Source organism: Ruegeria sp. AD9 (assembly GCF_056542305.1).
The window spans coordinates 110,958-136,447 of the sequence record NZ_JBQFZP010000006.1; the positions used below are offsets into that span (position 1 = coordinate 110,958).

Here is a 25,490-nt window from a genome sequence, read left to right on the forward strand (position 1 = left end):
ACAGGAGTTCCCTTTGATGACTGAGTCCCAATTCACGCCGCGCGTGTTTTCCGGCATCCAGCCTTCGGGAAACCTGCACCTTGGGAACTACCTTGGTGCACTCAAGCGTTTTGTCGATATGCAGGGTCCCGAATTCGAAACCGTCTATTGCATGGTCGATTTGCACGCCATCACCGTATGGCAGGATCCGGAACGTCTGCGTGAAAAAACACGCGAGGTTTGCGCGGGCTTTATCGCGGCGGGTCTTGATCCAGAAAAATCAATCCTGTTCAACCAAAGCCAGGTGCCCGAGCACACTCAAATGGCCTGGATTTTCAACTGCGTCGCCCGAATGGGCTGGATGCAACGGATGACGCAGTTCAAGGACAAGGCGGGCAAAAATGCGCAAAATGCCTCGCTTGGCCTGTTTGCGTACCCTGCCCTGATGGCAGCCGATATTCTTGTCTACCACGCGACACATGTTCCTGTGGGCGAAGACCAAAAGCAGCACCTGGAATTGACCCGCGATATCGCGATCAAGTTCAACCATGACTACGGCGTCGACTTCTTTCCCGTGACTGAGCCCGTGATTGGAGGCCCTGCCCCGCGCGTGATGAACCTGCGGGACGGTTCGCGCAAAATGTCGTCCTCCGATCCCTCGGACATGAGTCGGATCAACCTGACCGACGATGCAGATGCGATCGCAAAGAAAATCCGCAAGGCCAAGACCGACCCTGACGCTTTGCCGTCGGATGTCGAAGGTCTGGAGGGCCGCCCCGAAGCGCGTAATCTGGTCAATATCTACGCAGCACTCAGCGAACAAAGCATCGAGCAGGTTTTGGCCGAAGTTGGCGGCAAGCAGTTCGGTGATTTCAAACCGATGCTGGCTGATCTGGCGGTCGCCAAGCTGGCCCCAATCTCGACTGAGATGTCGCGCCTTATGGGAGAACAGGCCGAGATTGACCGGATTCTGGCTCACGGGGCCGAACGCGCCCGCCAGATCGCTGCTCCGATCCTGCAAAAGACCTATGAAATCGTCGGTATGGTCGGATCGGCATCACGCTGAATGCACTGGACCTTCGCCTGACGCCCACCTAGGGTCTGCCTGAACCACAGGAGGGCGTCATGGCAACCGGCAAAAACATCCGGACCTACTTTCAGGGCCAATGGCATGACGGGGATACACCCATCATGCGCGCAGCGGATCATGGGGCCTGGCTTGGATCATCCGTATTCGATGGTGCCCGCTATTTCGACGGGTTGGCCCCTGATCTGCAAGCCCATTGCGCCCGGGTGAACCGGTCCGCCGAAGCCCTGATGCTGACACCGACCATGACAACCGAACAGATGGTCGAATTGGTGCATGAAGGGTTGCAAGCCTACAGCCCTGACACAGCTGTTTATATCCGCCCGATGTATTGGGGCATTGATGGCGACAGCACGGCAATCGTTCCGCAGGAAAACAGCACAGGGTTTGCCATCTGTCTGGAAGAAATCCCGATGGCACCTGAAACGGCTTCAGCCACGCTGTCGACCACGCGGTTCCGTCGCCCGGTACTGGAATCAGCAGTGGTCAACGCCAAGGCCGGGTGCCTTTACCCCAACAATGCGCGCATGTTGCAAGAGGCGCGCTCCAAGGGATTCTCGAACGCACTGGTCGCTGACGCGATGGGCAATGTGGCCGAAACGGCAACAGCCAACATCTTCATGGTCAAGGATGGCGAGGTCTTTACCCCGATCCCCAACGGCACATTTTTGGCAGGGATCACGCGGGCGCGACATATCAAGAATCTGCGCGAGGATGGTGTTACAGTTCATGAAACGGTCTTGGGTTTCGAGGATTTTCACCAGGCGGACGAGGTTTTCATGTCCGGCAATATGAGCAAGATCTCACCGGTGACTGCGCTAGAAGACACACAGTTTCAGGTTGGTCCAATTGCCCGCCGTGCCCGCGCACTTTACTGGGACTGGGCTGCAAGCGAACGCTAGTAATCGACATGAACGTGTCCGAGTTGCCAGCACGCAAACGCTCGGGCATGATCTCTTAAAATTGAAGAGGACACCCATGCGTAAGTTCTTAGTTGTTCTGGATGACAGCCGTGAATGCCTGAACGCAATGCGGTTCGCCGCGATGCGTGCCGCGCATACAGGTGGCGGCGTGACGATCTTGTCGGTTATTCCGCCGGACGAGTTCAATCACTGGATCGGTGTTGCCGAAACCATGCGCGAAGAAGCCCGGGAACGTATCCATGCCCATTTCGAAGTCTTCGCCAAATGGATGCGCGACAAACAGAATGTAGAACCTGAACTGGCCATTCGCGAAGGTGATCCGGTGCCGCAGATCATCGAACATGTTCAGTCTGACCCTGAGATCGGCGTTCTCGTTCTTGGGGCGGGAACTGACAAGAAAGGCCCCGGCCCGCTGGTGACCCAGCTCACAAAGAACTCTGGCAGCCTGCCGATCCCGATAACGATTGTTCCCGGTGATCTGAGCAAGGAAAAGCTGGAAGAAATCACCTGAGGATCGAACGTGGCGAAGACGTTGCAGTTCTGGTTCGACTTCGCCTCGACTTATTCCTATCTCAGCGCGATGCGAATCGAACAGGCCGCACGGGGCACAGGTGTCTCGGTCGACTGGCAACCTTTTCTATTGGGGCCGATTTTCGCGGATCAGGGATGGCGCACATCGCCGTTCAACCTGTATCCGGCCAAAGGGCGCTATATGTGGCGTGACATGGAACGTCTTTGCAGCGCACGCGGGCTGCCGTTAGTTCGGCCTGACCCGTTCCCGCAAAACTCCCTCACCGCAGCGCGCCTGACTCTGGCCCTTGCGCATGGTGAGGAACGGGTTGCCTTCGCAAAGGCTGTCTTCAGCGCTGAATTCGGGGACGGACGGGACATCTCCGACGAAGACGTGCTTGAGGATTGCCTGAGGATGGCAGGTCTGCCTGCGGCAGTTGTGAAGCGCGCAAAAGATGCGAGCATCAAAGCTGCGCTGTTTGAGCAATCCGCGCGCGCAAAAGCACTTGGCCTGTTCGGCGCACCGAGTTTTGTGGCGGGGGCAGAGCTGTTTTGGGGAGATGACCGGCTGGATGAGGCGATTCGTTACTCGCTCACGATTTAGAATCGTTCCAAATATTGACTTCTCCGACCCCTGAGCGCATATCAGAAACACCTCAGACGGAGCTGCCTCATGTTCATCCAGACCGAATCCACCCCAAACCCGGCCACATTGAAATTTCTGCCCGGCCAAACGGTGCTTGAGACTGGAACCGCGGATTTCCCGACAGCTGAGGCTGGTGATAAGTCCCCACTGGCCAAACGAATCTTTGCGGTAAACGGTGTGACCGGTGTGTTTTTTGGAAACGACTTTGTCACTGTGACCAAATCCGACGAAGTTCAGTGGGATCACATCAAACCTGCAATTCTTGGCGCAGTGATGGAGCATTATCAATCCGGCCAGCCAGTCATGGGTGCCGACGCGGCAGCGGCCTCGGGTCATGCCGAACATACCGGAGAAGATGCGGAAATCGTCAATCAGATCAAAGATCTGCTGGACAGCCGCGTGCGCCCGGCCGTGGCACAGGATGGTGGCGACATTACCTTTCATGGCTTTGATCGCGGCGTGGTCTATCTGCACATGCAAGGTGCCTGCGCGGGGTGCCCGTCATCGACCCTGACACTGAAGATGGGTATCGAAAACCTGCTGCGCCACTACATCCCTGAAGTGACCGAGGTTCGACCAGTTGCCGTCTGACCCGACGATCCTGGCATTTGATACATCGGCCGCGCATTGCGCGGCCGCTTTGTTGCGTGGCGGTGTGATCGCAATGTCCCGTGTCGAAGACATGGCACGCGGCCAGGCCGAACGGTTGATGCCCTTGTTGCAAGAAGTACTGACCGAAGCCGGTTGCGTATGGGCCGATCTGGACGCAATCGGTGTTGGGATTGGGCCCGGCAATTTCACGGGTATACGCATTTCGGTCTCTGCCGCCCGGGGCCTTGCCTTGGGCCTTGGCGTCCCCGCGGTGGGTGTTTCTGGATTCGATGCTCTGATTGAACTGGCAGAAGAGAGCCAACGTCCAGCCATCCCTGCGCCGCGCGAACAGGTGTATGTACAACTTCCCGGAACCGGCCCTTGCCTGTTGCCTTTGGGCGAGGCCGAACAGCATGGGCCTTTGTATGTCTGCCCCGACCCCGCATTGCAGGTACAAGCCGTTGCCAGACTTGCCGCAAGACGATGGCACAGCGTCAGTGCGCCTCCAGCCCCGCTATATGTCAGACCTGCGGACGCGGCCCCGTCCCGAGATGTGCCGCCTGTGTTGCTGGACCAATGACGCCTTACGAGATGGCAGCGACACATGCAGCGGCGTTCACCCAGTCACGCCCATGGACTGCCGATGAGTTCGCCAGCCTTTTGGAGAACCGGTTCACTGATTACGTCGGGGATGACCGTTGCTTTGTCCTGTTTCAGGTGATCGCGGGTGAGGCAGAGTTGCTGACGATTGCGACTCACCCAGCGTTTCAAAGACAAGGGCTCGGGTCACAGGCGATGCACGACTGGCACGACCGGGCAGTCACTTTGCAGGCAAACCGCGCTTTTCTGGACGTCGCTGCCGACAATGTTGCAGCAATCGCTTTGTACTGGCGATGCGGGTATCGCCAGTGCGGTCAGCGCAAGGGTTATTATTCCAGAAAAACAGGCCCAAATATCGATGCTCTCGTGATGGAACGCCGACTGCCCTAACGGCAACCAAAGATTTTTTAGACCATTTGGTCAGAAATCAATTGACCATCACGGTTGCAAACGTCCTTAATTCCCGCCATCACAACACTTATGCTCGCTAAAAGTGGGTAAACGGGGCTAAACTTACCTCGTGCCAACAAAAAAAATGGGAGACTTAAATGACCCTGATGAAATCCTTGATGGGTGCTGCCGCTGCTGTCGCTCTGACCGCAGGTGCAACTTTCGCCGAACCGGCGCTGATCTTTGACCTGGGCGGCAAGTTCGACAAATCTTTCAACGAAGCCGCGTATAATGGCGCGCAGCGTTGGGCCGATGAGACCGGCGGCGAGTACCGCGAGATCGAGATCCAGTCGGAAGCACAGCGCGAACAGGCTCTGCGCCGTTTCGCAGAATCAGGTGCCAATCCGATCATCACCATGGGCTTTGGTATGGCCGATCCGTTGTCGGCCGTTGCAGGCGATTATCCTGAAACCAAATTCGTGGCTGTCGACGTGAACTGGCTGGACATCCCCAACATCCGCCAGATCGGCTTTGCCGAGCATGAAGGATCGTACCTGGTTGGCATGATGGCAGCGATGGCATCGAAATCGGGAACCGTTGGCTTTATCGGCGGTATGGACATTCCGCTGATCCGCCACTTTGGTTGCGGATACGCACAAGGCGCCAAAGCCGTGAACCCGGACATCAATGTTGTCGCCAACATGACCGGCACCACCCCTGCGGCATGGAACGACCCGGTAAAAGGTTCGGAACTTACAAAAGCACAGATCAGCCAGGGTGCTGACGTGATCTATGCCGCGGCTGGCGGTACAGGTGTTGGCGTTCTGCAAACGGCAGCCGACGAAGGCATCCTGTCGATCGGCGTGGACAGCAACCAGAACCACCTGCATCCGGGCAAGGTCCTGACGTCGATGCTGAAACGTGTGGACGTCGCGGTGTATGACGCGATGAAAGCAGGTGACGCCGTAGAAACCGGCGTGTTCACCATGGGATTGGCCGAAGAAGGTGTAGGCGTCGCCATGGACGATAACAACAAAGAGCTTGTTTCGGTCCAAATGAACGATGCGGTGGAAGAAGCCCGCAAAGCCATCATCAACGGCGATATCACCGTTGTCAGCTATTACGAGAACGACAGCTGCCCCGCACTGCAGTTCTGATATCGCGCGGGGCGGAAGGAACCCTTCCGCCCCGCCATCCACTCTGCCATCCGTGCCACCTGCCGGATGGGCTTTTCGGCAGTTGAGGGTAAGACATGACCGTCCCCGCCATTGAGCTCAAAGGGATCTCCAAATCCTTTGGGCCGGTTCAGGCCAACAAAGACATCTCAATCAGCGTCGCCCCCGGTACGATCCATGGGATCATCGGTGAAAACGGTGCGGGCAAATCCACGCTGATGAGCATCCTCTACGGCTTTTACAAAGCCGACAAAGGTGAAATTTGGATCAACGGGACAAAGACCGAAATCCCTGACAGCCAGGCGGCTATCGCCTCGGGCATCGGGATGGTGTTTCAGCACTTCAAGCTGGTGGAGAATTTCACTGTTCTGGAAAACATCGTTCTGGGTGCCGAAGATGGCGGCCTTCTGGCTCCGTCTCTGGCCAAGGCCCGCAAAGAACTGAAAGAACTGGAAGAAGAATACGAACTGTTCGTTGACCCCGACAAACGCATTGATGAGATCGGTGTGGGGATGCAGCAGCGTGTCGAAATTTTGAAGGCATTGTATCGCAAGGCCGAGATTCTGATTCTGGATGAACCGACTGGCGTTCTGACCCCGGCAGAGGCTGACCAGCTGTTCCGTATCCTGGATCGTCTGCGAGCCGAAGGGAAAACGATCATCGTGATCACCCACAAGCTGCGCGAAATCATGGAAAACACCGATACCGTTTCGGTCATGCGCCGTGGGCAGATGACGGCTACGGTGAAAACTTCAGACACCAGCCCTGAAGAACTGGCCGAACTGATGGTAGGCCGTAAGGTTTTGCTGCAAGTCGACAAGGTGCCTGCTACGCCGGGCAAACCCATCCTTGAGATCGAAAAGCTGAGCGTTTTTGATTCCGCTGGTGTTGAACGGGTTAAAGGTATCGACCTGACCGTTCGTGCCGGTGAGATCGTTGGCATTGCCGGTGTGGCGGGCAATGGACAGTCGGAGTTGCTAGAGGTTCTGGGCGGGATGCGTCCGGGACAAGGCTCGATCAAGCTGAATGGCGAACCGCTGGCACTAAGCGGTGCCGGATCAGACGGTCAGGCGCGTCGTGCACAGCGCATCGCGCATGTGCCCGAAGACCGTCAGCGCGAAGGCCTGATTATGGATTTCCACGCGTGGGAGAACGTGGCCTTTGGCTATCACCGGGACCCCGCTTATCAGCGTGGCCTGTTCATGGACAATTCCGCGCTGCGCGCTGATACCGAAGCCAAGATCGAGAAATTCGATGTTCGGCCACCGGATCCTTGGCTTGCCGCCAAGAGCTTTTCGGGCGGGAACCAGCAGAAAATCGTCGTTGCCCGCGAAATCGAGCGAAACCCTGACCTGCTGCTGGTCGGCCAGCCGACACGTGGCGTTGATATTGGTGCGATCGAGTTCATTCACAAGCAGATCGTTGCCCTGCGCGACCAAGGCAAGGCGATCCTGCTGGTTTCGGTTGAGTTGGAAGAGATCTTCTCGCTGTCCGACCGGATCGCAGTGATGTTCGACGGGCATATCATGGGCGAACGCCTGCCCAGCGAAACAGATGAAAAAGAACTTGGCCTGCTGATGGCCGGTGTTGCAGGAGAGGCCGCGTAGGATGGAAAAAATGCCTAAATGGGCCGATGTCGTTCTGATCCCGCTGATCAGTCTGTTGCTGGCCGCTTTCCTGTCTGCGCTAGTCATCCTCGCCATCGGAGAAAACCCCGTCGAAGCTGTTAAGCTGATGGTTACAGGCGCGTTGGGGTCAACCTATGGCTGGGGCTATACGCTCTATTACGCGACAAACTTCATGTTTACCGGCCTTGCGGTCGCCGTCGCATTCCACGCCCGCTTGTTCAACATTGGTGGCGAAGGTCAGGCGATGTTGGGCGGTCTTGGGGTGGCCATGGTTTGCCTGTACGTCGACTGGCCGCATTGGAGCATTGCATTGCTTGCGGCCTGCGCGGCATCAATGCTGTTCGGTGCGTTTTGGGCCGCTATCCCAGCCTATCTTCAGGCCAAGCGCGGCAGCCATATCGTGATTACCACGATCATGTTCAATTTCATTGCCGCTGCCTTTCTGAACTACATGTTGGTCAACATCATGCGCCCGCAAGGGTCGCAGGACCCGGCAACCGCGCGATTCCCCGAAACCGTCCATCTGCCAACTTTCCAGTCAATGTTCTCGACCGCAGAAAACGTGGTGTTCCGGGGGGCTCCGGTAAACATTACATTCTTCATCGCGTTGCTGGCCTGTGTCGTCGTCTGGGCGCTGATCTGGCGGACCCGGCTGGGATATGAAATCCGAGCTTATGGCCACTCTGAAACCGGCGCGGTCTATGCCGGTATCTCACCGGTTCGCATTACTATTGTTGCGATGCTGATCTCGGGTGCGCTGGCAGGTTTGATGGCCATCAATAACGTCATGGGCGAGGCGGAGCGCCTTGTCCTGAACTCGACCGAAGGCGCTGGGTTCATCGGAATTGCCGTGGCCCTTATGGGGCGCTCACATCCTTTCGGCGTATTGCTGGCCGCGCTTTTGTTCGGGTTCCTGTATCAGGGCGGGGCCGAGCTGGCACTGTGGGCATCGATCCCGCGCGAGCTGATCGTGGTCATTCAGGCGCTGGTGATCCTGTTCACCGGTGCGCTGGACAACATGGTACGGATGCCGCTTGAGAAACTGTTCCTTGGTATGCGGAAGAGGGCAGAGTAATGGACTTCTTTGTAACCCTCATCCAGGTTCTGGATTCGACCATCCGCCTATCCACGCCTCTTTTGCTGGCCTGTTTGGCCGGTCTGTATTCGGAACGGGCTGGCATTTTCGACATCGGGCTGGAAGGCAAAATGCTGGTGGCCGCGTTCTTTTCTGCGGCCGTCGCGGCGGTTACGGGTTCAGTCTGGCTGGGCTTGCTGGCTGGCATCGGATCCTCATTGGCGCTGTCAGGGCTGCACGGGTTGGCATCGATAACCTTCCGGGGCAACCAGCTGATTTCGGGTGTTGCAATAAACTTTCTCGCCTCGGGCCTGACAGTGCTTGTCGCCCAAAGCTGGTTCCAACAGGGCGGTCGTACGCCCTCGCTCTTTGGTGGCGGCCGGTTCGAGTCTATCAACTTTCCATTTGCCGATGCGCTTGGAGGGGTTCCGATTGTCGGCCCTATCTATTCCGAACTGCTCTCGGGCCATTCGATCCTTGTTTATGTGGCATTCCTGATGGTTCCAGCAACGTGGTGGGTGCTTTTCCGCACACGGTTCGGCCTGCGCCTGCGGGCTGTGGGTGAAAACCCGGCAGCCGTCGACACGGCAGGTGTATCCGTGGTTGGCCTGCGCTTCGCAGCCGTCGCGATCTGTGGCGTACTTTGTGGTATCGCGGGCGCTTATCTGGCGACGGCTTTGCAGGCGGGGTTCGTCAAGGAAATGACCGCTGGTCGTGGCTTTATTGCGCTGGCCGCCTTGATCTTTGCCAAATGGCGCCCGTGGCACGCCATGTGGGCCTGTTTGCTGTTTGGCCTGCTTCAGGCGGTAGCACTTCGGTTCCAAAACATCGATCTTGGTGGTGTAGTGATTCCGGTCCAGGTGATGGACGCCCTGCCCTATATCCTGACAGTTGTTATTCTGGCCGGTTTTGTCGGCAAGGCCGTGCCACCACGGGCAGGCGGAGAGCCCTACATCAAAGAGCGCTGATAAGGCCAGTTCCGAATGGAGTTTCAGTCCTGTTCGCTGCAAGGCGGCATGCAGAGTTGATTTTGCATGCCGCAACCGTTCTAAGAGGGTATGCACGTATACCTTCCCATAGCCGAAGTTTCTGTCAGCCCATTCCTGCTGTTGGGGATCGGTGGGGTCGTCGGTGTTTTATCTGGCATGTTCGGTGTCGGCGGAGGATTTTTGATCACTCCGCTACTGTTTTTTATCGGCATTCCCCCGGCGGTTGCCGTTGCGACATCAGCCAATCAGGTTGTCGCTTCTTCCATTTCGGGATTGTTGGCGCATCTCAGGCGCAAGACCGTGGACCTGAAAATGGGAAGCGTTCTGCTGACCGGAGGGTTGTTTGGCGCGGCCCTGGGTATGGTGGTTTTCAATTTTCTCAAGCATCTCGGACAGGTCGATCTGGCTGTACAGATTTGCTATGTCGTATTTCTGGGGGCCATCGGAACCCTGATGTTCATCGAAAGCCTTGCCGCCATCCGAAAAGCCAGAAAGTCCGGGTATCAACCTGCCCCCAAGCGACGCCAGCGTACATGGGTTCACGCACTGCCCTTCAAGATGCGGTTTCGGGCATCAAGCCTTTACATCTCGGTCATACCACCTGCACTGGTCGGGTTTGGTGTTGGCATCCTGTCGGCGATCATGGGTGTCGGCGGCGGGTTCATCATGGTACCCGCGATGATCTATGTTCTTGGCATTCCGACCAAAGTGGTTATCGGGACATCCCTGTTCCAGATCATTTTCGTCGCCGGTTTCACAACCATGATACATGCGTCGACAAATTTCAGCGTCGACATAGTGCTTGCCCTGTTCTTGTTGCTTGGCGGCGTTCTGGGCGCGCAATTGGGGACGCAGATCGGTGCACGTCTGAAAGCCGAACAGCTGCGCATTTTGTTGGCGTTGCTGGTCATGGGCGTTGCCGGAAAGATCGGATTTGACCTTCTATTGCCGCCGTTGGAGATCTTTTCTCTGGCAGAGCCTGGAGGGGTATGATGTTGTTTTCCCCGTACCACGCGACAATAACCGGTCTTGAATTCGAGTTTGATAGAAGGCAAGCAAAGACCCAGCGCAAAGTGACGGTATCATGCATATTTACCTGCCCATAGCCGAAGTCTCGGTAAATGCATTTCTACTCCTTGGTCTGGGTGGAATGGTTGGAATTCTGTCGGGGATGTTCGGGGTCGGCGGCGGGTTTCTCATGACGCCGCTGCTGTTTTTCATTGGCATACCACCGGCTGTTGCGGTTGCGACAGAGGCCAATCAGATTGTTGCATCGTCCTTTTCCGGGGTGCTGGCCCATTTTCGACGAAAGACCGTTGACCTCAAGATGGGTACGGTTTTGTTGACAGGCGGTCTAGTCGGGGCTGCATTGGGCGTTGTTGTCTTTAACTATCTAAAAAGCCTAGGCCAGGTCGACCTTCTGGTAACCCTTTGTTACGTGGTCTTCCTTGGTATCATTGGCAGCCTGATGTTCATCGAAAGCCTGAGGGCGCTGCGCAAAGCCAAGAAAGGCGGGGCAGCGCCAGCCAAGCGCCGCCAACGTGGCTGGGTTCATTCGATGCCCTTCAAGATGCGCTTTCGCACATCAGGTCTTTATATCTCGGTCATTCCACCGGTTGTAGTTGGTCTAAGCGTCGGGGTCTTGTCCGCGATTATGGGGGTCGGTGGCGGCTTCATCATGGTCCCGGCGATGATTTACCTGCTGGGAATGCCCACGAAAGTCGTTGTCGGCACATCGTTGTTTCAGATAATCTTCGTAACCGCATTTACCACGATGCTGCACGCGACCACCAACTATACAGTGGACATTGTCCTGGCGGTATTGCTGCTGGTCGGGGGCGTCATTGGCGCCCAGATCGGAACCGTAATCGGTTCGCGCATGCCGGCAGAACAACTACGCGTTCTGTTGGCGGCGCTGGTTCTGGTCGTCTGCGGCAAGCTGGCCCTTGATTTGCTTCTTGAACCATCCGAGCTTTATTCGCTTGGCAACAGCGGGGGGCATTAAGAATGCTGCGCTATGTCTTTGCCGCTTTGTGCCTGTTCTGCCTGCCCGCCGCAGCCGATGAAGAGCAGGTCGTCCTGGGCCTCAGCCAGGATCGTGTTGCGATCACTGCCGACTTTGACGGGTCTGAGATCCTCATTTTCGGGGCCATCAAACGGGAATCACCCATTCCGCCAGGCCCACCAGTCGCGGTTATTGTAGCGGTTGCAGGCCCGTCCGAGCCCGTAACGGTTCGCCGCAAAGAGCGAAAGCTTGGGATTTGGGTAAACACCGATAGCGTTCTGGTCGACCTGGCACCAAGTTTCTACGCAGTTGCCACCAGCGAACCGTTGGATCAAATTCTGACCGATACCGAAGACCTGCGTCACCGCATTTCGATCGAACGCGCGATCCGGTCGGTCGGAGCGGCGATGCACATCCGTGGTGCTCAGGATTTTGCAGATGCCGTGATCCGTATCCGTGAATCTGAACAGCTGTATTCCATCCGCGAGAACACTGTGGCCGTGGACGAACAAACCTTGTTCCGGACGTCAATTGACATGCCTGCGGACCTGACCGAAGGGGATTACTCAGCTCGGATCTTCCTGACCCGCGGAGGAGAGGTTGTATCGCAATACGAAACCAAAATCGACGTCCGCAAAGTCGGGTTGGAGCGGTTTCTGTACAATATGTCCCGTCAGCAACCCGTTTGGTACGGGCTGATGTCATTGGTTATCGCGATTGCCGCAGGTTGGGGCGCGTCGACAGCGTTCCGACTGTTGCGGGAAAACTGACACTCACCCCCTGCCGATATAGGGCATGGTCGTGGCCATGACCGTCATGAACTGCACATTCGCCTCGGGCGGCAGGGTGGCCATATGCAGAACGGAACGCGCGGCATCTTCAACCGCCATGGTTGGGTCCGGCGTCTGGCCTGCCGCCTGCGCCGCATCCACCAGATCCTGAACCATCTGCGTGCGTGCGTTGCCGATATCGATCTGACCACATGCAATTCCAAAGGATCGTCCATCCAGTGAAAGGCTGCGCGTCAGCCCCGTAATGGCATGTTTGGTCGCCGAATAATGTACAGAATTCGGACGCGGAACATGCGCTGCAATCGAGCCGTTATTGATGATCCGCCCGCCCTGCGGGCTTTGATGACGCATGATCCCAAAGGCCTCACGCGCGCATAGAAACATACCGTTCAAGTTGACGTTGACGGTTTGATACCAATCGTCCAACGCGATTTCGTCGATTGTGCCCCCGCGGGCAAAAATACCAGCGTTGTTAAACAGAACATCAAGTCGCCCTGTCCGATCCATGAAGGCGTGGAACGCTTGTTTGACTGCGTCCGGGTCGGTCACATCGGCGGGCATTGCTATGGCCGCCGGGTATTCTTGCGCGAGGGCATTCAGCTTGTCCGCGCTGCGCGCCAGCAGCCCGACCGTCCAGCCCTGCGCCAGAAAAAGCTCGGCGGTGGCCCGACCGATGCCAGAGCTTGCACCAGTTACGATTATGGAACCCATGTCTCTTCTGCCTCCAGTGCGAGTGAAACTGCAGGGACCGCGCGCAAATCATCTATCTGCAACGGGTGGGTGGGTTTTGACAATCGATTGCGAACCACCCAGATCAAACGCTCCTGTGCGCGGGTGATCGCGACATAAGCCAAACGCTTCCACAAAGGCTGCCCGGCCTCAGTACGGCCCATCCGGGCGGCGGCGTAAATGTCAGGGGCAAACACCTGAACCGTGTCCCACTGTGATCCTTGTGCCTTGTGTATCGTCACCGCAGCCCCGTGCAAAAACGTCGCCCCCATACGGGCGGCAAAAGGAATGAAGGGCTCTTCCTCATCCGGTTTTTCGATCTGGACAATCGACGCGGCGCTGACCTGTGGGTCTTCGGCCCCGATCACATGCAAGCGAGAAAACCCCGGCTTGCGACCGGGACCAAGATAGACAACCTGGGCCCCCTTGATCAGGCCGCGCGCCTCAAGATCCAACCGCTTTTTGCGGTGCTTCAACGGCAACTCGATCCCGTCGCAGATCAGCGGCTCACCTTCCAAAAGCTCCGTATCCGGTGCGCCATGAACTTGCCTGAACGCCTGTATCAAACGAATGCGCGTGGCGTTGCGCCAGACCAGAACCGGGCTGCGCGCCATCAGATCAACTTCGACCCGCTGCCCCCAAACGACCCTGTCATCCCGGCGGGCGGTGTCTTCGACCAAACGCTCAAATTCTTCAAATCCCATCGACGGATTGGCAAGAGCGTGCGCCAGATCCAGGATCGGGTTATCCGCGTCTTGCCGATGTACCCGCTGAAGCGTCAGCTTTCGTGGTTCGGGCAAGGCTTCAAACACCATGCTGCCGGACTGATTGACCGGAGCCAGCTGTGCGGGATCACCGAACAGCAGAAGGGTCGGGAATATCTCTTTCAGGTCTTCGAACTGACGATCATCCAGCATCGACGCCTCGTCGACAAACCCGATGTCCAGCGGTTCCTCGCGGCGTTTCCAACCTGTAATGAAGTCAGATCCGCGCAATCCGGCAGCGGCCAGCGCTCCGGGAATCGATTTGTTGTTACGATAAAACGCAGCAGCACGGTCCAAAGCTTCGTCTGTCAGACCTTCGATCTCGGGGCGCTCGTCATTTCCGGCCAGCCATTCGGCGATACGCTCGTATTCCGGGTCATAGACCGGCGTATAAAGGATGCGGTGAATTGTGGTTGCCGGAACACCTCGAAGGCGCAGAACACTTGCGGCTTTGTTCGTAGGGGCCAGAATAGCAAGGCTGCGCTTGTCTCTGGATTTACGACTTTCGTAGTCGCCGGACACGACCTGAACACCGGTCTCAGCCAGCGCTTTGTAAAGTTTGGCCAACAGCAACGTCTTGCCGGACCCGGCCTTGCCGATCACAGCCATCACGCCAGACTTCCCTGCCCCCGGCAGTTTCAGAAGGGCATCGTCCTCCAGGTCGACACCGGCTGAGCGCAGCATCTCGGCGATGCTGTCATACGCGGCGGCCTGATCATCTGAGAAGGTCACATTCGGCAAAGACATGGCGCGACCCTACAGGGCCGCGCCAACCATCACCAGATGCGGATTTGCGTTTTCCGGTCCTTAGGCAGACAGGGCAAATCGGTGCAGTTTGGATCGCCCGAAAGCTGCATTGAACCACATGCGCGAAAGCTCACGCGGGATGCCCGCCCGTTCGGCCACGCGGTTGCAATCATCCGCTGAATAGGGCCATAGCCCGACCGAGATCTGGTCACGCCCTGTGCCTTGGGTTCCAAGAACCTCGGGGGACGACCCGATCAGACGATAGATCCGGATCATGCGGGCATCAAATACACCGGCAATATGCGTCAGGCCAAAGCCCTCCATCATCTCACCGCCGCTGAGCATGATGGCCCCGGCAGTGTGCGGGCTGGCTGTGCGGGACAGGCAGAACCGGGTCACCTCCCAGATCAGAGGGCTGCAAATCGGCTTTCCACCGTTGAGATGCCCAAACACCTCATTGATCATTACCCGGCCGGTTGTCGGCAATACCCGCATTGACCCACCATGGCTGCCATCCGGTTCTTCCCAGATGACATAAAGCGGGTTGAGGTCGTCGTACTCATCCCGCTCTTCTCCTTTTTTGTTGACATGGACGTCCCACCCCAACCGGGTTTTGAACTGATCTGCGCGATCCTTGAACATCCCCTCAGCCAGAGTCGGAAATCTGTGTAACTCATCGGCATATAGATAACGCAACATGACTTTTCCCCTTGTCGTCCTGTGCAGGAACGAAGGGGGTACAGAGTCGTGGTTAATATTGCGTTTTGAGGACGCTTTGCCCTTAAACGACTATTAATCCCCGGCTGAGTGCCGTTGCGATTGCGTGGGTCGTGTTAAGGGCTCCGAGTTTCGATCGGGCGCTTTCAATGTAAACGCGTAACGTGTGTTCGGAAATCGACAGGGAATGCGCCACCTGAGCGCGGCTGTAACCCAGTGCCAAAAGGGTAATGGCGTCGATTTCACGGGGCGACAGGCTGCGCGTTGCATCCGGTTGCCTGTCTTTTTCAAACTCCAGCGCTTTGCGATTGATATAGTGCGCAACAAGAATCAACTCGCGCCCAAAGGTCGAGATGAAGGTCTGCCAAGTTTGATCGTCGCAACTATGGTTAACGGTAAAAAGAGCGAACTGGCCGTTTGGCCCTCGGATCGGGATCGAGTATCCCTGATTGCCGACCCCATGGTCGTGGGCATCCTGAAGGAATGATTTGGCCACCTTGCTGGACCAGTCCAGAGACTTCCAGTCAACCGGGTGAAATCGCTGGAAACACCCCAGAATTACAGGATCAATACGATGATAGTTTTTTTCCCTGTATCGTTCGTCCCAGGCGTCTGAGTAGGTCGTATAGCCGTATTGGTCCCCCGCGCCGTCAACCCAGTGATATGTCAGATGTGCGACCTTCAAAGTGTCTCGCAGACATTCGGCAACGGTACTGAGCTCTTCAAGCGTGCTGGTGTTTTCCAAATCCTGAAGGATTTGACCCAAATCGGTTTTCGTTCCCATCCGCGGGCGCCCGTGCCTCGTTCTTTAGGGACGCGATCTCGGCCGCCGCAATCAGCCTTGTATCATCAAGCTGTTCTGCAAGCGCGCTCAACCCATTCGCAACGGCAAAAGCGTTGAGGTCCGATAGTACGTCCAATATCCACTCATTTTGCGCCATCAGGGTCTCTCTGAAACAGTTAACGAAGCGTTAACACAACCATAACATGTATGATCTTTTTCGACCTATTCACCGGTTTCTACTCCCCAAAAATAGCGGGAGTAATAATCGCAAGCATTTGAAACCATGAAAAAGGTCTGCAAACAGCAAACCACCCGCGAACCGGCAGTGCGATTCGCGGGTGGTTTTTGTCTAAGGTCCTGAACTGTTTCAGCCTGCGTCCAAAACTTCTTCGAGTGTGCGCAGCCCGGTACGCGGCGCCTGAACAAGCACAGACATGTTGCCCGGCTTGTGTTCATTCCGCAGCATTTTCATATGTGCTTCCGGAAGGTCGTTCCAGGCAAACACCTCGGACATACAGGGGTCCAGGCGGCGCTCGACCATCAGCTTGTTCGCCGCTGCCGCTTGTTTCAGATGGGCAAAATGCGAACCCTGCAGGCGTTTCTGGTGCATCCACATGTAACGTACGTCGAATGTGCAGTTAAACCCGGACGTCCCCGCACAAATCACAACCATGCCGCCTTTTTTCACCACGAAGGTCGAGACCGGGAAGGTGCTTTCGCCCGGATGCTCGAACACCATGTCGACATTGTTGCCCTTGCCGGTGATATCCCAGATCGCCTTGCCGAACTTGCGGGCCTCTTTGAACCACTCGGCGTATTCGGGCGTATTGACCGTGGGCAGTTGGCCCCAGCAATTGAAGTCGCGGCGGTTCAAAACCCCTTTTGCGCCCAGACCCATGACGAAATCGCGCTTGCTTTCGTCCGAAATCACCCCGATCGCGTTTGCCCCGGCTGTGTTGATCAACTGGATAGCATAAGAGCCCAGACCGCCCGAGGCACCCCAGACCAGAACGTTCTGACCCGGTTTCAGGTCGTGCGGTTCGTGACCAAACAGCATACGATAAGCTGTCGCGAGTGTCAGCGTGTAGCACGCCGCTTCTTCCCAGGTCAGGTGCTTGGGGCGCGGCATCAACTGTTGAGCCTGCACACGTGTGAACTGGCTGAACGAGCCGTCAGGTGTTTCATAGCCCCAGATCCGCTGGCTGGTCGAGTACATTGGGTCGCCGCCGTTGCATTCTTCGTCATCTCCATCGTCCTGGTTGCAGTGGATGACAACTTCATCGCCAACCTTCCAGCGCTTGACCTTGTCACCAACAGCCCAGACGATACCCGATGCATCAGAGCCTGCGACATGGTACGGTGCCTTGTGGCCATCGAAGGGGCTGATCGGCTGGCCCAGTGCAGCCCAGACACCGTTGTAGTTAACGCCTGCTGCCATCACCAGAACAAGTACCTCATTGCTGTCCAGCGTGGGTACATCGACCACTTCCTGCTGCATCGCAGTGTTTGGCTCGCCATGGCGTTCCTTTCGGATGGCCCATGCGTACATTTGTTTCGGGACATATCCCATCGGAGGGATCTCACCCATTTCATAGAGGTCTTTTTCAGGTGCCTCATACGACGCGATACCGGTTTCGGTGTCCAAAGCCATGCTGGCCTCCTTTTTCAATACTTTTGCCGCGACGCAGAATCGCGTGCTTTATCAGATGAAATATTGGCCATCGCGAAATATTGCAACCGTTTTTGATGCTAAATTGTAATTTTATGACCCAGCGGTCGCAGAAATTATTTTGCATACGCAGAAACAGAAGGGCGCGCGGAAACCGGTACAGACGCTGCATAATACTCCAGCAAATCACCGCGTTGGCCAGATTCGGAAAGAACATGCCCCTGCCGCTTGAGTATCCGTCGTTCAATCAACTGATCCAAAGCGCTTGATATGGCCGACGCATTGTCTTGGGTCTGCTTACCGTCACGTTCCATCATCGCCTGAATACAGGACCGCAGATCCTGTTCCGCCATCGGCCCATTGTCACGTATCAGCAAACAAGCCGCAGGGGCCGGGACCAACGGGATCGCGTTCTGGATACGCTGCATCAATGTGCGCGCCAGATCGGTCATCATGTCGTCACTGCCCTCGGCCCGGAACTCTTTCAGAGAAATCGGGATTCCGTACCGGACCGATGCCAGCCCGAACCGCTTGTAGCGCCCGATCACTCGCCGCCAGAACTGTTTGAGAATCCAACGCGTGATGACCCCGATCCGGGCCCGAAAACGACGTTCTGTTCCTAACGCTGCGCGGGTCAGAATGGTGTCTTCAAGCACGCGGTCATAATTCAAAGCGACAGGAACGAATACGACATCACGCCCCTGCGACGTCGTCCCATCCATTATATACTTGAGCAATCCAAGCTTTGGGCGGGCGAGCGCTCCTGTCAGGCTTAAACCACCTTCTGGAAACATGGCTTGCGTAACACCGGCTTCGGTCGCATGGCGCACATAGGTGGACAAAACCTGCCGGTAGAGCTCGCTGCCTGACTTGCGCCGGATAAAGTAGGCCCCCATTGCCCGGATCAACCGGCTCAGCGGCCAAACCCGCGCCCATTCTCCTACTGCGTAGGATAAAGCAGAGTGCGGGGCCGCCAGATATGTAACCAACACGTAGTCCATATTGCTTCTGTGGTTCATCACAAAAACAACGGTTGCATCAGGGTCGATTGTCCTGACCGCGTCTTCGTCCTCGTAGCTAAGCCGCACCTCGTAGAACGTGTTGCTTAACAGCCGGGCTAGCCGGATCGCAAAACTGAAATAGGCGAAGGCGGAAAAGGACGGCACGATCTCGCGGGCATAGCGGCGTGCCTGTTCGGACGCAACGGCTTCGGGTATTCCAGTTTCGAGGGCGTGATGCTGAACCGCTTTACCAACCTGCGGATCATAAATCAGCCGTTGAATCATGTCGTGCCGACGGGCCAGCTTGAACGGTTGGATCGGACGTTGCAGGCGCTGGTTCAAACGCGCCACGGCACGTTCCAACCGGCGGCGGAAAAACCATCGGACTGACGGGAACAGAAAATGTGAAGCGAAAGTAACCATGGCAAAGACCACGATCAGCACAAAAAGCCAAAGCGGAAGTTCCACGGTTTGCGTCATGGCCGCACCTTGCCACCAATCGCAGCTGCTCACAATCTGAACAATTGCGGGATGCCGCAACGCAGCGAATTGACATGTCCCGAAAATTGCGCTTTAGAACCTCAGGACGTAATTTTATTGCCCACCGAAACGCGAGGCCCCTTCATGACGCAGATGCAGAAAGATCGCCCCTGGCTCATCCGGACCTATGCCGGTCATTCTACCGCCAAGGCCTCGAACGCGCTTTATCGTGGCAACCTCGCCAAAGGGCAAACCGGTCTTTCAGTTGCCTTCGATCTGCCCACCCAGACCGGATATGACAGTGACCACACGTTGGCACGTGGCGAAGTTGGCAAGGTCGGGGTGCCCGTCTGCCATCTGGGCGATATGCGGGTTTTGTTCGATCAGATTCCGCTGGAACAGATGAACACGTCAATGACGATCAACGCGACCGCCCCTTGGTTGCTAGCCCTTTACATCGCCGCGGCCGAGGAACAAGGCGCTGACGTTTCCAAATTGCAGGGCACGGTCCAGAACGACCTGATCAAGGAATATCTGAGCCGGGGCACTTATGTTTGCCCGCCAAAACCGTCGCTGAAGATGATCGCAGACGTGGCTGAGTATTGCTATTCCAACGTCCCCAAGTGGAACCCGATGAATGTGTGTTCCTATCACCTGCAAGAGGCAGGCGCGACACCGGAACAAGAACTTGCTTATGCGCTGGCAACAGCCATTGCCGTGCTGGACGAGCTGCGCCCCCGTGTTCCGGTCGAAGATTTTCCGGCACTGTGTGGTCGGATTTCGTTTTTCGTGAATGCAGGAATCCGTTTTGTTACCGAAATGTGCAAAATGCGCGCGTTTGTTGATCTTTGGGATGAAATTCTGCAACAGCGGTATAGTGTTGAGAACCCAAAGTTCCGCCGCTTCCGCTATGGTGTGCAGGTAAACTCACTGGGCCTGACCGAACAGCAGCCAGAGAACAACGTATACCGCATCCTTATTGAAATGCTGGCCGTGACGCTGTCGAAAAGCGCGCGCGCCCGCGCGGTGCAGTTGCCTGCATGGAACGAGGCACTTGGCCTGCCACGCCCCTGGGACCAGCAATGGTCCATGCGGATGCAGCAAATTCTGGCCTATGAAACTGATCTGTTGGAATTCGATGACCTGTTCGATGGCAACCCGGCTGTTGATGCCAAGGTCGAAGAATTGAAAGCAGGCGCGCGGGCAGAGCTGGCAAACCTAGATTCGATGGGCGGTGCGGTTGCGTCTATTGAGTATATGAAATCCCGCCTTGTGGATTCCAACGCCGAACGTCTGAACCGGATCGAACGCAACGAAACCGTCGTTGTCGGCGTGAACAAATGGATGGAAGGCGAGGCTTCCCCCCTTCAGACTGAAGATGGCGGCATCATGGTCGTTGATCCTGCCGTGGAACAGGAACAGATCGACCGCTTGAATGCGTGGCGGGCTGAGCGGGACGAAGCGGCTGTTGCAGCGACCTTGGCCGCGTTGCGCCAAGCGGCTCAGACAGGAGCAAACGTCATGGAGCCGTCCATTGCCGCTGCCAAGGCGGGTGTGACCACCGGCGAATGGGCCGAAGAGATGCGCAAGGTCTTCGGCACTTATCGTGGTCCGACCGGCGTTTCCGGATCGGTCTCGAACAAAACCGAAGGGTTGGATGACCTGCGCGCGGCGGTTGATGCCGTCAGCGACAAACTGGGGCGACGCCTGAAATTTCTGGTTGGAAAACCGGGATTGGACGGCCATTCCAACGGCGCCGAACAAATCGCGTTCCGTGCCCGCGACTGCGGCATGGATATCAGCTATGAGGGTATCCGGCTGACCCCGGAAGAAATTGTCACCTCAGCCCGCGACGATGACGCACATGTCATCGGGTTGTCGATCCTGTCCGGTAGCCATCTGCCTTTGGTCGAAGATGTGATGGATCGGCTGCAGAAGGCTGGCTTGTCTCACATTCCCGTGGTTGTCGGCGGAATTATTCCGGATGACGATGCCGCAAAATTGAAAGCCATGGGTGTAGCCAAGGTTTACACCCCCAAAAACTTTGAACTTAATGCGATCATGAGCGATATCGTAACACTGGTTGACCCCAAAAACCTCGCAGCCGAGTAACTGAGGTTTTAGACCCTTAATTCCCCGTTTCTTCCCTTTTGATATTTGGGATGGAATAAACCATTCGTTAGAATTACGGTGCGCACTCAAGTGCACCGTAAATAATATCCTTCGGAGATGAATGATGGGGATCAATCTTGAACAGATGTCGTGTAAAGACCTTTTGGCATTGCGTCACGATGTCGAAAAAGCCTTGGTAGGAGCCGAAAAACGCGAGCGCCGTGAGGCTTTGAAAGCCGCAGAAAAGGCTGCCGCGGAATTCGGATACTCGCTGTCCGAGCTTTCAGGCGACGCACCCCGCGCATCCAAGAACACGAAAACAAAAGAAAAATACCGCAACCCTGCCAATCCGGAACAAACCTGGACAGGTCGTGGCCGCAAGCCGAAATGGGTGCATGACGCGTTGCAGGCGGGTGCCGATATTTCCGATCTTGAAATCTGATCGGAGCGGAACAAACAATGACAATTCATATCGGCGCTGAAAAAGGCGAAATTGCAGAAACTGTTCTATTACCCGGAGATCCTTATCGGGCGAAATGGGCGGCCGAGACTTTTTTGGACGATGTGAAGCAAGTCAATAACGTTCGGGGGATGCTTGGGTTTACCGGAAATTGGAAGGGAAATCCTGTAACGATACAGGGTAGCGGCATGGGAATGCCCTCGCTCTCCATTTACGTAAACGAGTTAATTCGCGATTACGGCGCAAAAACCCTGATCCGAATTGGGTCGTGTGGCGGAATGCAGGACAGCGTAAAAATACGAGACGTCATTCTGGCAATGACGTCAACAACGCTGAGTACGCCGTCACGCGGTATCATGAAAGAACTGAACTTTGCACCCTGCGCCGATTGGAGTTTGTTGCAGGCGGCCGCAAAGGCGGCGGCTGCCAAAGCAACCCCTACCCATGTCGGCGGGATTTATTCTTCGGACGTTTTCTATGATGAGCGCCCGGACCTGAATGAACAGATGGTGCGCCACGGGATTCTCGGCGTCGAAATGGAGGCGGCCGAGCTCTATATCCTTGCAGCGCGCCACAAATGCCGTGCTCTGGCAGTTCTCACCGTTTCCGATCACCTTCTAACGGGAGAGGCTCTGCCATCCTCGGAACGTGAAAGCAGCTTTGGAGACATGGTGGAAATCGCGCTACAGGCCGCATTTCCGAGCAGCTGACAATGATGTAGTTGCCCGCTGAACCTAGCGCCCGTGCGTGCGATCATAGCCATTGCGCGCCGGGCTTTCCCAGCCATCCAGGTCTGTGACCGTCGCGGCAAATGTTTCGACCAACAAGGGAAAACACGCGGCTGTGTCCGAGGAATGTTCGGAGGAACAATCCCCACCCGGACAAGCGCTGAGATTGCCCAGCAGATCGATCTCAGCAAAGAACTCCAGATAGTCGCCGGGGCGAACGGGCGATGCTTTCATGAAATACTGACCTGTATCCCGAGTGAAACCGGTACACATGAAGACGTTCAGAACGTCGTGTACCACAGGTTCGGCCTCATCCATCGGAATACTCAGATGATCCGCCAGCGCGCGGGTCAGGTTGGAATGACAACAGTGGTGATACTGCGTGCCGGACAGCAAATTGCCCGTATATGGATCACAACGCGTGCCGATTACGTCATGAACCGATCCCCCGTATGCATCGATCCCGTACCATTCCAGTGTATCCGCTATGATCGTGGCCATCGGGCGCAGATGTGGGAAACTGGACCACATCCGCTCTCCGGTGGTCAGGTGCGTGCCATGCAAAGCCCGCGTTTTTCCGGAATAAAAGCGCTCGGATAAATCATTGCGGTTCCACAGGTTCAAATCGCCAACCTGCGGGCCTTCAACCGATGTGATGCGAAAGAAATGCCCGGCAGGTACATCAAAACAGCACGCCTCACGCGGAGGAACCAGGACTTCGCCGGTTTTGACTGCCCGTTGGCGTACAGATCTCATCCAGGGCAAATCTGGTCGCGGCAAGGCATCGTTCGGATAACAAATAACAGGGGCGACCGAACGACGGGCTTCGGCATCTTCGGGGGGGCGGGCAGTATTCTCAGAACCAGTCATGGCGTGCAGAGTGGCGGATTCTCTGGCTCGCGAAAAGCCCTATTCTCAACCATCACTTGCCTTCAGGCATCGCATAGGTTGGTCCGTCGCAGCGATTTCCGCTCCACAATAGTTGCACCGCCAGATGCCATGACGTCTGTCCTGTCGCCAGCGACAATCACGTGTCAGCGTTGAATGGCGCGAGCGCCAGAAAAAATAGGCGAACACTCCGGCGACCAACAAAAGCAGAAGAACAGGCATTCCTCTGCTTTGCCGATTGACCGAAGTTTTTCAAGGGCTGTCGTATTGGATCAGGCCGCGTTTGCGTATTCGAACAGCTCGGGCTCTTTGTCGGCTTTAACCGGTTCCGGCGTGTAGTAGGCCCATGCCTGCTCCAGCAGTTTCAGCGCCTCTTTAGCGTCGATTTTTTGGTTCGGTGTGTTTGTATTCATTGGAGTGATCCTGACTCGAACTCATCACTCCTCCCTGACCAAAAAATAAGGCAATGCGGCCTGGGCTGCATCGCCTTATTTTGCAAGATCGACATGCGCTTACCGCAATTCAGCGCAGGTGCTTATACCGCGCGTTCGACCATCATCTTTTTAATCTCGGCAATCGCCTTGGCCGGGTTCAAACCTTTGGGGCAGGTCTTGGCGCAGTTCATGATTGTGTGGCAGCGATAGAGCTTGAACGGATCTTCCAACTCGTCCAGACGCTCACCTGTGGCCTCATCCCGGCTGTCGATGATCCAGCGATATGCGTGCAGCAGAGCAGCGGGGCCAAGATACCGGTCGCCGTTCCACCAGTAGCTCGGGCACGAGGTCGAGCAGCTGGCGCACATCACACACTCATAGAGACCATCCAGCTTTTTCCGATCTTCGATCGACTGCTTCCATTCCTTTGCAGGACGGTTGGTCTTGGTTTCCAGCCACGGCATGATCGACGCATGCTGGGCATAGAAATGGGTCAGATCAGGGATAAGGTCCTTGACCACAGGCATATGCGGCAGCGGATAGATTTTCACGTCGCCCTTGATCTCATCCATGCCATAGATACAAGCCAGCGTGTTGATCCCGTCAATATTCATCGCGCACGAGCCGCAGATGCCTTCACGGCATGACCGGCGAAATGTCAGGGTCGGGTCGATTTCGTTCTTGATCTTGATCAGCGCGTCCAAAACCATCGGCCCGCACGTGTCCATATCGACAAAGTAGGTATCGACACGGGGGTTCTGTCCGTCATCCGGGTTCCAGCGATAGATCTGGAACTTTCGCACATTGGTCGCGCCATCCGGCTTTGGCCAAGTCTTGCCGGTGATAATCCGGGAATTTTTGGGCAGGGTCAGTTGAACCATGTCAATTCTCCATTCAGCACAAGGCCGCCTTTCAGCCTGTCCGGGCGCGCTGAGACGCCCCTCGGTTATAATGCCCCCAATGGGCGATGTTCACGTCAAAATCCGACGCGAGCCAGTCCGCAACGCGTTGCGGATCGTCACAGTCGATATCAAAGCGCAGGAAGCGCGGGTTGCCGTCGAAATAGGCTTCTACTTCGGCATGGTGCACATCATACATATGTGCCCAGCCGTGTTTCACTTCATCGGCCGTTTGTCCATTGGCCTTGCAGCATCGCTCAAGGTACCTACCGCCGGAATGGTTGGCACGGGATGCGATCCAGTCATCGCGATTGCGCGTGTTCAGCAAGAAAAAGGCGTCCGGGTAAGCCGCGTGCAATTCACGGAAGAAACGCGCCCCGTCCAGCATGAAGCGTGAGCTGACGAAAGCGATGTCGGTGAAGGCCCGCACCGCTCCGAACCCGTCCAGTGGTCGTCGCCCCATGGCTATGTTGGTCAACATGCGGTGCGCAAGGTTTCGGCCCTGGTCATCTTCCCAATGAACTGACGGTATCCCGCTGTTCTGGAACAGCCTGTGAAACGAGGTCGTTGCACAGCGGTTCAGCCCGATCAGGATGATCTTGGGATAGCCTGAACCGGATTGCAGGACCTCGACCGTCATGACAAGCACCGGACGCGGACCGACCACTGGCCAATGGCCATTGCGGTTT

General features: G+C 56.3%; 27 protein-coding genes. 17 read left to right on the forward strand and 10 right to left on the reverse strand.

All coding sequences use genetic code 11. From position 1 onward, the window contains the following. Nucleotides 1-16: 16 nt before the first annotated feature. The 14 genes from trpS (at nucleotide 17) to ACR0AM_RS11015 (ending at nucleotide 12,368) form a co-directional block, all read left to right on the forward strand. On the forward strand, nucleotides 17-1,045 hold the full coding sequence (trpS, locus tag ACR0AM_RS10950; RefSeq protein ID WP_480622906.1) for a tryptophan--tRNA ligase: 1,029 nt from the start codon (nucleotides 17-19) through the stop codon (nucleotides 1,043-1,045). 59 nt (nucleotides 1,046-1,104) lie between these two features. Then, a complete protein-coding gene (locus ACR0AM_RS10955; protein WP_480622907.1) occupies nucleotides 1,105-1,968 on the forward strand; it encodes a branched-chain amino acid aminotransferase in 864 nt (287 codons plus the stop codon). A 76-nt stretch (nucleotides 1,969-2,044) separates the two neighbouring features. Then, complete coding sequence (locus tag ACR0AM_RS10960; protein ID WP_267366250.1) at nucleotides 2,045-2,500, forward strand: universal stress protein; 456 nt, start codon at nucleotides 2,045-2,047, stop codon at nucleotides 2,498-2,500. Between the two features lie 9 nt (nucleotides 2,501-2,509). Further along, the gene (locus ACR0AM_RS10965; RefSeq protein ID WP_480622908.1) at nucleotides 2,510-3,103 is read left to right on the forward strand and encodes a DsbA family protein; all 594 of its coding nucleotides are present in this window, start codon (nucleotides 2,510-2,512) and stop codon (nucleotides 3,101-3,103) included. Nucleotides 3,104-3,172: 69 nt separating this feature from the next. Beyond that, complete coding sequence (locus tag ACR0AM_RS10970; protein ID WP_480622909.1) at nucleotides 3,173-3,736, forward strand: NifU family protein; 564 nt, start codon at nucleotides 3,173-3,175, stop codon at nucleotides 3,734-3,736. Then, a complete protein-coding gene (tsaB, locus tag ACR0AM_RS10975) occupies nucleotides 3,726-4,316 on the forward strand; it encodes a tRNA (adenosine(37)-N6)-threonylcarbamoyltransferase complex dimerization subunit type 1 TsaB (protein ID WP_480622910.1) in 591 nt (196 codons plus the stop codon). Before ACR0AM_RS10970 ends, tsaB begins: the two co-directional genes overlap by 11 nt. A gap of 11 nt (nucleotides 4,317-4,327) precedes the next feature. Next, nucleotides 4,328-4,726 (forward strand): GNAT family N-acetyltransferase, encoded by a 399-nt coding sequence (locus tag ACR0AM_RS10980; protein ID WP_480622911.1) that lies wholly within the window; start codon nucleotides 4,328-4,330, stop codon nucleotides 4,724-4,726. Nucleotides 4,727-4,884: 158 nt separating this feature from the next. Then, the gene (locus ACR0AM_RS10985) at nucleotides 4,885-5,883 is read left to right on the forward strand and encodes a BMP family lipoprotein (RefSeq protein WP_480486668.1); all 999 of its coding nucleotides are present in this window, start codon (nucleotides 4,885-4,887) and stop codon (nucleotides 5,881-5,883) included. A 95-nt stretch (nucleotides 5,884-5,978) separates the two neighbouring features. Next, nucleotides 5,979-7,508: an ABC transporter ATP-binding protein gene (locus ACR0AM_RS10990; protein ID WP_480475136.1), complete on the forward strand. Its 1,530-nt coding sequence runs from the start codon at nucleotides 5,979-5,981 to the stop codon at nucleotides 7,506-7,508. A gap of 1 nt (nucleotide 7,509) precedes the next feature. After that, complete coding sequence (locus tag ACR0AM_RS10995) at nucleotides 7,510-8,604, forward strand: ABC transporter permease (RefSeq protein WP_480475134.1); 1,095 nt, start codon at nucleotides 7,510-7,512, stop codon at nucleotides 8,602-8,604. Beyond that, a complete protein-coding gene (locus tag ACR0AM_RS11000; RefSeq protein WP_480622912.1) occupies nucleotides 8,604-9,572 on the forward strand; it encodes an ABC transporter permease in 969 nt (322 codons plus the stop codon). Before ACR0AM_RS10995 ends, ACR0AM_RS11000 begins: the two co-directional genes overlap by 1 nt. Before the next feature lie 90 nt (nucleotides 9,573-9,662). Then, nucleotides 9,663-10,586, forward strand: a complete 924-nt coding sequence (locus ACR0AM_RS11005; RefSeq protein ID WP_480483182.1) for a sulfite exporter TauE/SafE family protein — start codon at nucleotides 9,663-9,665, stop codon at nucleotides 10,584-10,586. Between the two features lie 91 nt (nucleotides 10,587-10,677). Then, nucleotides 10,678-11,598, forward strand: a complete 921-nt coding sequence (locus ACR0AM_RS11010; RefSeq protein ID WP_480475128.1) for a sulfite exporter TauE/SafE family protein — start codon at nucleotides 10,678-10,680, stop codon at nucleotides 11,596-11,598. A 2-nt stretch (nucleotides 11,599-11,600) separates the two neighbouring features. Continuing rightward, complete coding sequence (locus ACR0AM_RS11015; RefSeq protein ID WP_480483180.1) at nucleotides 11,601-12,368, forward strand: TIGR02186 family protein; 768 nt, start codon at nucleotides 11,601-11,603, stop codon at nucleotides 12,366-12,368. Nucleotides 12,369-12,371: 3 nt separating this feature from the next. Here ACR0AM_RS11015 and ACR0AM_RS11020 read toward each other — a convergent pair whose 3' ends face one another. The 6 genes from ACR0AM_RS11020 to ACR0AM_RS11045 all read right to left on the reverse strand — a co-directional run bounded on the left by ACR0AM_RS11020 (nucleotide 12,372) and on the right by ACR0AM_RS11045 (nucleotide 19,280). After that, the gene (locus ACR0AM_RS11020; RefSeq protein WP_480518475.1) at nucleotides 12,372-13,100 is read right to left on the reverse strand and encodes an SDR family oxidoreductase; all 729 of its coding nucleotides are present in this window, start codon (nucleotides 13,098-13,100) and stop codon (nucleotides 12,372-12,374) included. After that, nucleotides 13,088-14,629: an ATP-dependent DNA helicase gene (locus ACR0AM_RS11025; protein ID WP_480518473.1), complete on the reverse strand. Its 1,542-nt coding sequence runs from the start codon at nucleotides 14,627-14,629 to the stop codon at nucleotides 13,088-13,090. Before ACR0AM_RS11025 ends, ACR0AM_RS11020 begins: the two co-directional genes overlap by 13 nt. Before the next feature lie 60 nt (nucleotides 14,630-14,689). Further along, nucleotides 14,690-15,328: an acyl-homoserine-lactone synthase gene (locus tag ACR0AM_RS11030; RefSeq protein ID WP_480518471.1), complete on the reverse strand. Its 639-nt coding sequence runs from the start codon at nucleotides 15,326-15,328 to the stop codon at nucleotides 14,690-14,692. An 82-nt stretch (nucleotides 15,329-15,410) separates the two neighbouring features. Continuing rightward, nucleotides 15,411-16,130, reverse strand: a complete 720-nt coding sequence (locus tag ACR0AM_RS11035; protein ID WP_480518469.1) for a helix-turn-helix transcriptional regulator — start codon at nucleotides 16,128-16,130, stop codon at nucleotides 15,411-15,413. Between the two features lie 367 nt (nucleotides 16,131-16,497). Continuing rightward, on the reverse strand, nucleotides 16,498-17,781 hold the full coding sequence (gene ccrA / locus ACR0AM_RS11040) for a crotonyl-CoA carboxylase/reductase (RefSeq protein WP_480475116.1): 1,284 nt from the start codon (nucleotides 17,779-17,781) through the stop codon (nucleotides 16,498-16,500). A 134-nt stretch (nucleotides 17,782-17,915) separates the two neighbouring features. Continuing rightward, nucleotides 17,916-19,280, reverse strand: a complete 1,365-nt coding sequence (locus tag ACR0AM_RS11045) for a 1-acyl-sn-glycerol-3-phosphate acyltransferase (RefSeq protein ID WP_480622913.1) — start codon at nucleotides 19,278-19,280, stop codon at nucleotides 17,916-17,918. A gap of 51 nt (nucleotides 19,281-19,331) precedes the next feature. Between ACR0AM_RS11045 and ACR0AM_RS11050 the strand changes: the two genes are divergently transcribed. From ACR0AM_RS11050 to deoD, 3 genes are all read left to right on the forward strand, one after another. Then, on the forward strand, nucleotides 19,332-21,392 hold the full coding sequence (locus ACR0AM_RS11050) for a methylmalonyl-CoA mutase family protein (RefSeq protein WP_480518463.1): 2,061 nt from the start codon (nucleotides 19,332-19,334) through the stop codon (nucleotides 21,390-21,392). A 124-nt stretch (nucleotides 21,393-21,516) separates the two neighbouring features. Then, entirely contained in the window at nucleotides 21,517-21,834 is a 318-nt protein-coding gene (locus ACR0AM_RS11055; protein WP_480622914.1) for an H-NS histone family protein, read from the forward strand. A 17-nt stretch (nucleotides 21,835-21,851) separates the two neighbouring features. After that, on the forward strand, nucleotides 21,852-22,562 hold the full coding sequence (deoD, locus tag ACR0AM_RS11060; protein WP_480622915.1) for a purine-nucleoside phosphorylase: 711 nt from the start codon (nucleotides 21,852-21,854) through the stop codon (nucleotides 22,560-22,562). Between the two features lie 24 nt (nucleotides 22,563-22,586). Here deoD and ACR0AM_RS11065 read toward each other — a convergent pair whose 3' ends face one another. From ACR0AM_RS11065 to ACR0AM_RS11080, 4 genes are all read right to left on the reverse strand, one after another. Further along, complete coding sequence (locus ACR0AM_RS11065; protein ID WP_480518457.1) at nucleotides 22,587-23,450, reverse strand: urea carboxylase-associated family protein; 864 nt, start codon at nucleotides 23,448-23,450, stop codon at nucleotides 22,587-22,589. Between the two features lie 290 nt (nucleotides 23,451-23,740). Continuing rightward, nucleotides 23,741-23,881, reverse strand: a complete 141-nt coding sequence (locus ACR0AM_RS11070) for a hypothetical protein (protein WP_480622916.1) — start codon at nucleotides 23,879-23,881, stop codon at nucleotides 23,741-23,743. A gap of 122 nt (nucleotides 23,882-24,003) precedes the next feature. Then, nucleotides 24,004-24,783 (reverse strand): succinate dehydrogenase iron-sulfur subunit, encoded by a 780-nt coding sequence (locus ACR0AM_RS11075; RefSeq protein ID WP_117870326.1) that lies wholly within the window; start codon nucleotides 24,781-24,783, stop codon nucleotides 24,004-24,006. A 31-nt stretch (nucleotides 24,784-24,814) separates the two neighbouring features. Then, complete coding sequence (locus ACR0AM_RS11080) at nucleotides 24,815-25,441, reverse strand: sulfotransferase (protein WP_480622917.1); 627 nt, start codon at nucleotides 25,439-25,441, stop codon at nucleotides 24,815-24,817. Nucleotides 25,442-25,490 lie beyond the last annotated feature (49 nt).

What these genes read in the sequence shown, in the direction of transcription:
- trpS (WP_480622906.1), top strand. Translation starts at nt 17, where the DNA reads ATGACTGAGTCCCAATTCACGCCGCGCGTGTTTTCCGGCATCCAGCCT.
- ACR0AM_RS10955 (WP_480622907.1), top strand. Translation starts at nt 1,105, where the DNA reads ATGGCAACCGGCAAAAACATCCGGACCTACTTTCAGGGCCAATGGCAT.
- ACR0AM_RS10960 (WP_267366250.1), top strand. Translation starts at nt 2,045, where the DNA reads ATGCGTAAGTTCTTAGTTGTTCTGGATGACAGCCGTGAATGCCTGAAC.
- ACR0AM_RS10970 (WP_480622909.1), top strand. Translation starts at nt 3,173, where the DNA reads ATGTTCATCCAGACCGAATCCACCCCAAACCCGGCCACATTGAAATTT.
- ACR0AM_RS10980 (WP_480622911.1), top strand. Translation starts at nt 4,328, where the DNA reads ATGGCAGCGACACATGCAGCGGCGTTCACCCAGTCACGCCCATGGACT.
- ACR0AM_RS10985 (WP_480486668.1), top strand. Translation starts at nt 4,885, where the DNA reads ATGACCCTGATGAAATCCTTGATGGGTGCTGCCGCTGCTGTCGCTCTG.
- ACR0AM_RS10990 (WP_480475136.1), top strand. Translation starts at nt 5,979, where the DNA reads ATGACCGTCCCCGCCATTGAGCTCAAAGGGATCTCCAAATCCTTTGGG.
- ACR0AM_RS10995 (WP_480475134.1), top strand. Translation starts at nt 7,510, where the DNA reads ATGGAAAAAATGCCTAAATGGGCCGATGTCGTTCTGATCCCGCTGATC.
- ACR0AM_RS11000 (WP_480622912.1), top strand. Translation starts at nt 8,604, where the DNA reads ATGGACTTCTTTGTAACCCTCATCCAGGTTCTGGATTCGACCATCCGC.
- ACR0AM_RS11005 (WP_480483182.1), top strand. Translation starts at nt 9,663, where the DNA reads ATGCACGTATACCTTCCCATAGCCGAAGTTTCTGTCAGCCCATTCCTG.
- ACR0AM_RS11010 (WP_480475128.1), top strand. Translation starts at nt 10,678, where the DNA reads ATGCATATTTACCTGCCCATAGCCGAAGTCTCGGTAAATGCATTTCTA.
- ACR0AM_RS11015 (WP_480483180.1), top strand. Translation starts at nt 11,601, where the DNA reads ATGCTGCGCTATGTCTTTGCCGCTTTGTGCCTGTTCTGCCTGCCCGCC.
- ACR0AM_RS11020 (WP_480518475.1), bottom strand. Translation starts at nt 13,100, where the DNA reads ATGGGTTCCATAATCGTAACTGGTGCAAGCTCTGGCATCGGTCGGGCC.
- ACR0AM_RS11025 (WP_480518473.1), bottom strand. Translation starts at nt 14,629, where the DNA reads ATGTCTTTGCCGAATGTGACCTTCTCAGATGATCAGGCCGCCGCGTAT.
- ACR0AM_RS11030 (WP_480518471.1), bottom strand. Translation starts at nt 15,328, where the DNA reads ATGTTGCGTTATCTATATGCCGATGAGTTACACAGATTTCCGACTCTG.
- ACR0AM_RS11035 (WP_480518469.1), bottom strand. Translation starts at nt 16,130, where the DNA reads ATGGGAACGAAAACCGATTTGGGTCAAATCCTTCAGGATTTGGAAAAC.
- ccrA (WP_480475116.1), bottom strand. Translation starts at nt 17,781, where the DNA reads ATGGCTTTGGACACCGAAACCGGTATCGCGTCGTATGAGGCACCTGAA.
- ACR0AM_RS11045 (WP_480622913.1), bottom strand. Translation starts at nt 19,280, where the DNA reads ATGACGCAAACCGTGGAACTTCCGCTTTGGCTTTTTGTGCTGATCGTG.
- ACR0AM_RS11050 (WP_480518463.1), top strand. Translation starts at nt 19,332, where the DNA reads ATGCCGCAACGCAGCGAATTGACATGTCCCGAAAATTGCGCTTTAGAA.
- ACR0AM_RS11055 (WP_480622914.1), top strand. Translation starts at nt 21,517, where the DNA reads ATGGGGATCAATCTTGAACAGATGTCGTGTAAAGACCTTTTGGCATTG.
- deoD (WP_480622915.1), top strand. Translation starts at nt 21,852, where the DNA reads ATGACAATTCATATCGGCGCTGAAAAAGGCGAAATTGCAGAAACTGTT.
- ACR0AM_RS11065 (WP_480518457.1), bottom strand. Translation starts at nt 23,450, where the DNA reads ATGACTGGTTCTGAGAATACTGCCCGCCCCCCCGAAGATGCCGAAGCC.
- ACR0AM_RS11070 (WP_480622916.1), bottom strand. Translation starts at nt 23,881, where the DNA reads ATGAATACAAACACACCGAACCAAAAAATCGACGCTAAAGAGGCGCTG.
- ACR0AM_RS11075 (WP_117870326.1), bottom strand. Translation starts at nt 24,783, where the DNA reads ATGGTTCAACTGACCCTGCCCAAAAATTCCCGGATTATCACCGGCAAG.
- ACR0AM_RS11080 (WP_480622917.1), bottom strand. Translation starts at nt 25,441, where the DNA reads ATGACGGTCGAGGTCCTGCAATCCGGTTCAGGCTATCCCAAGATCATC.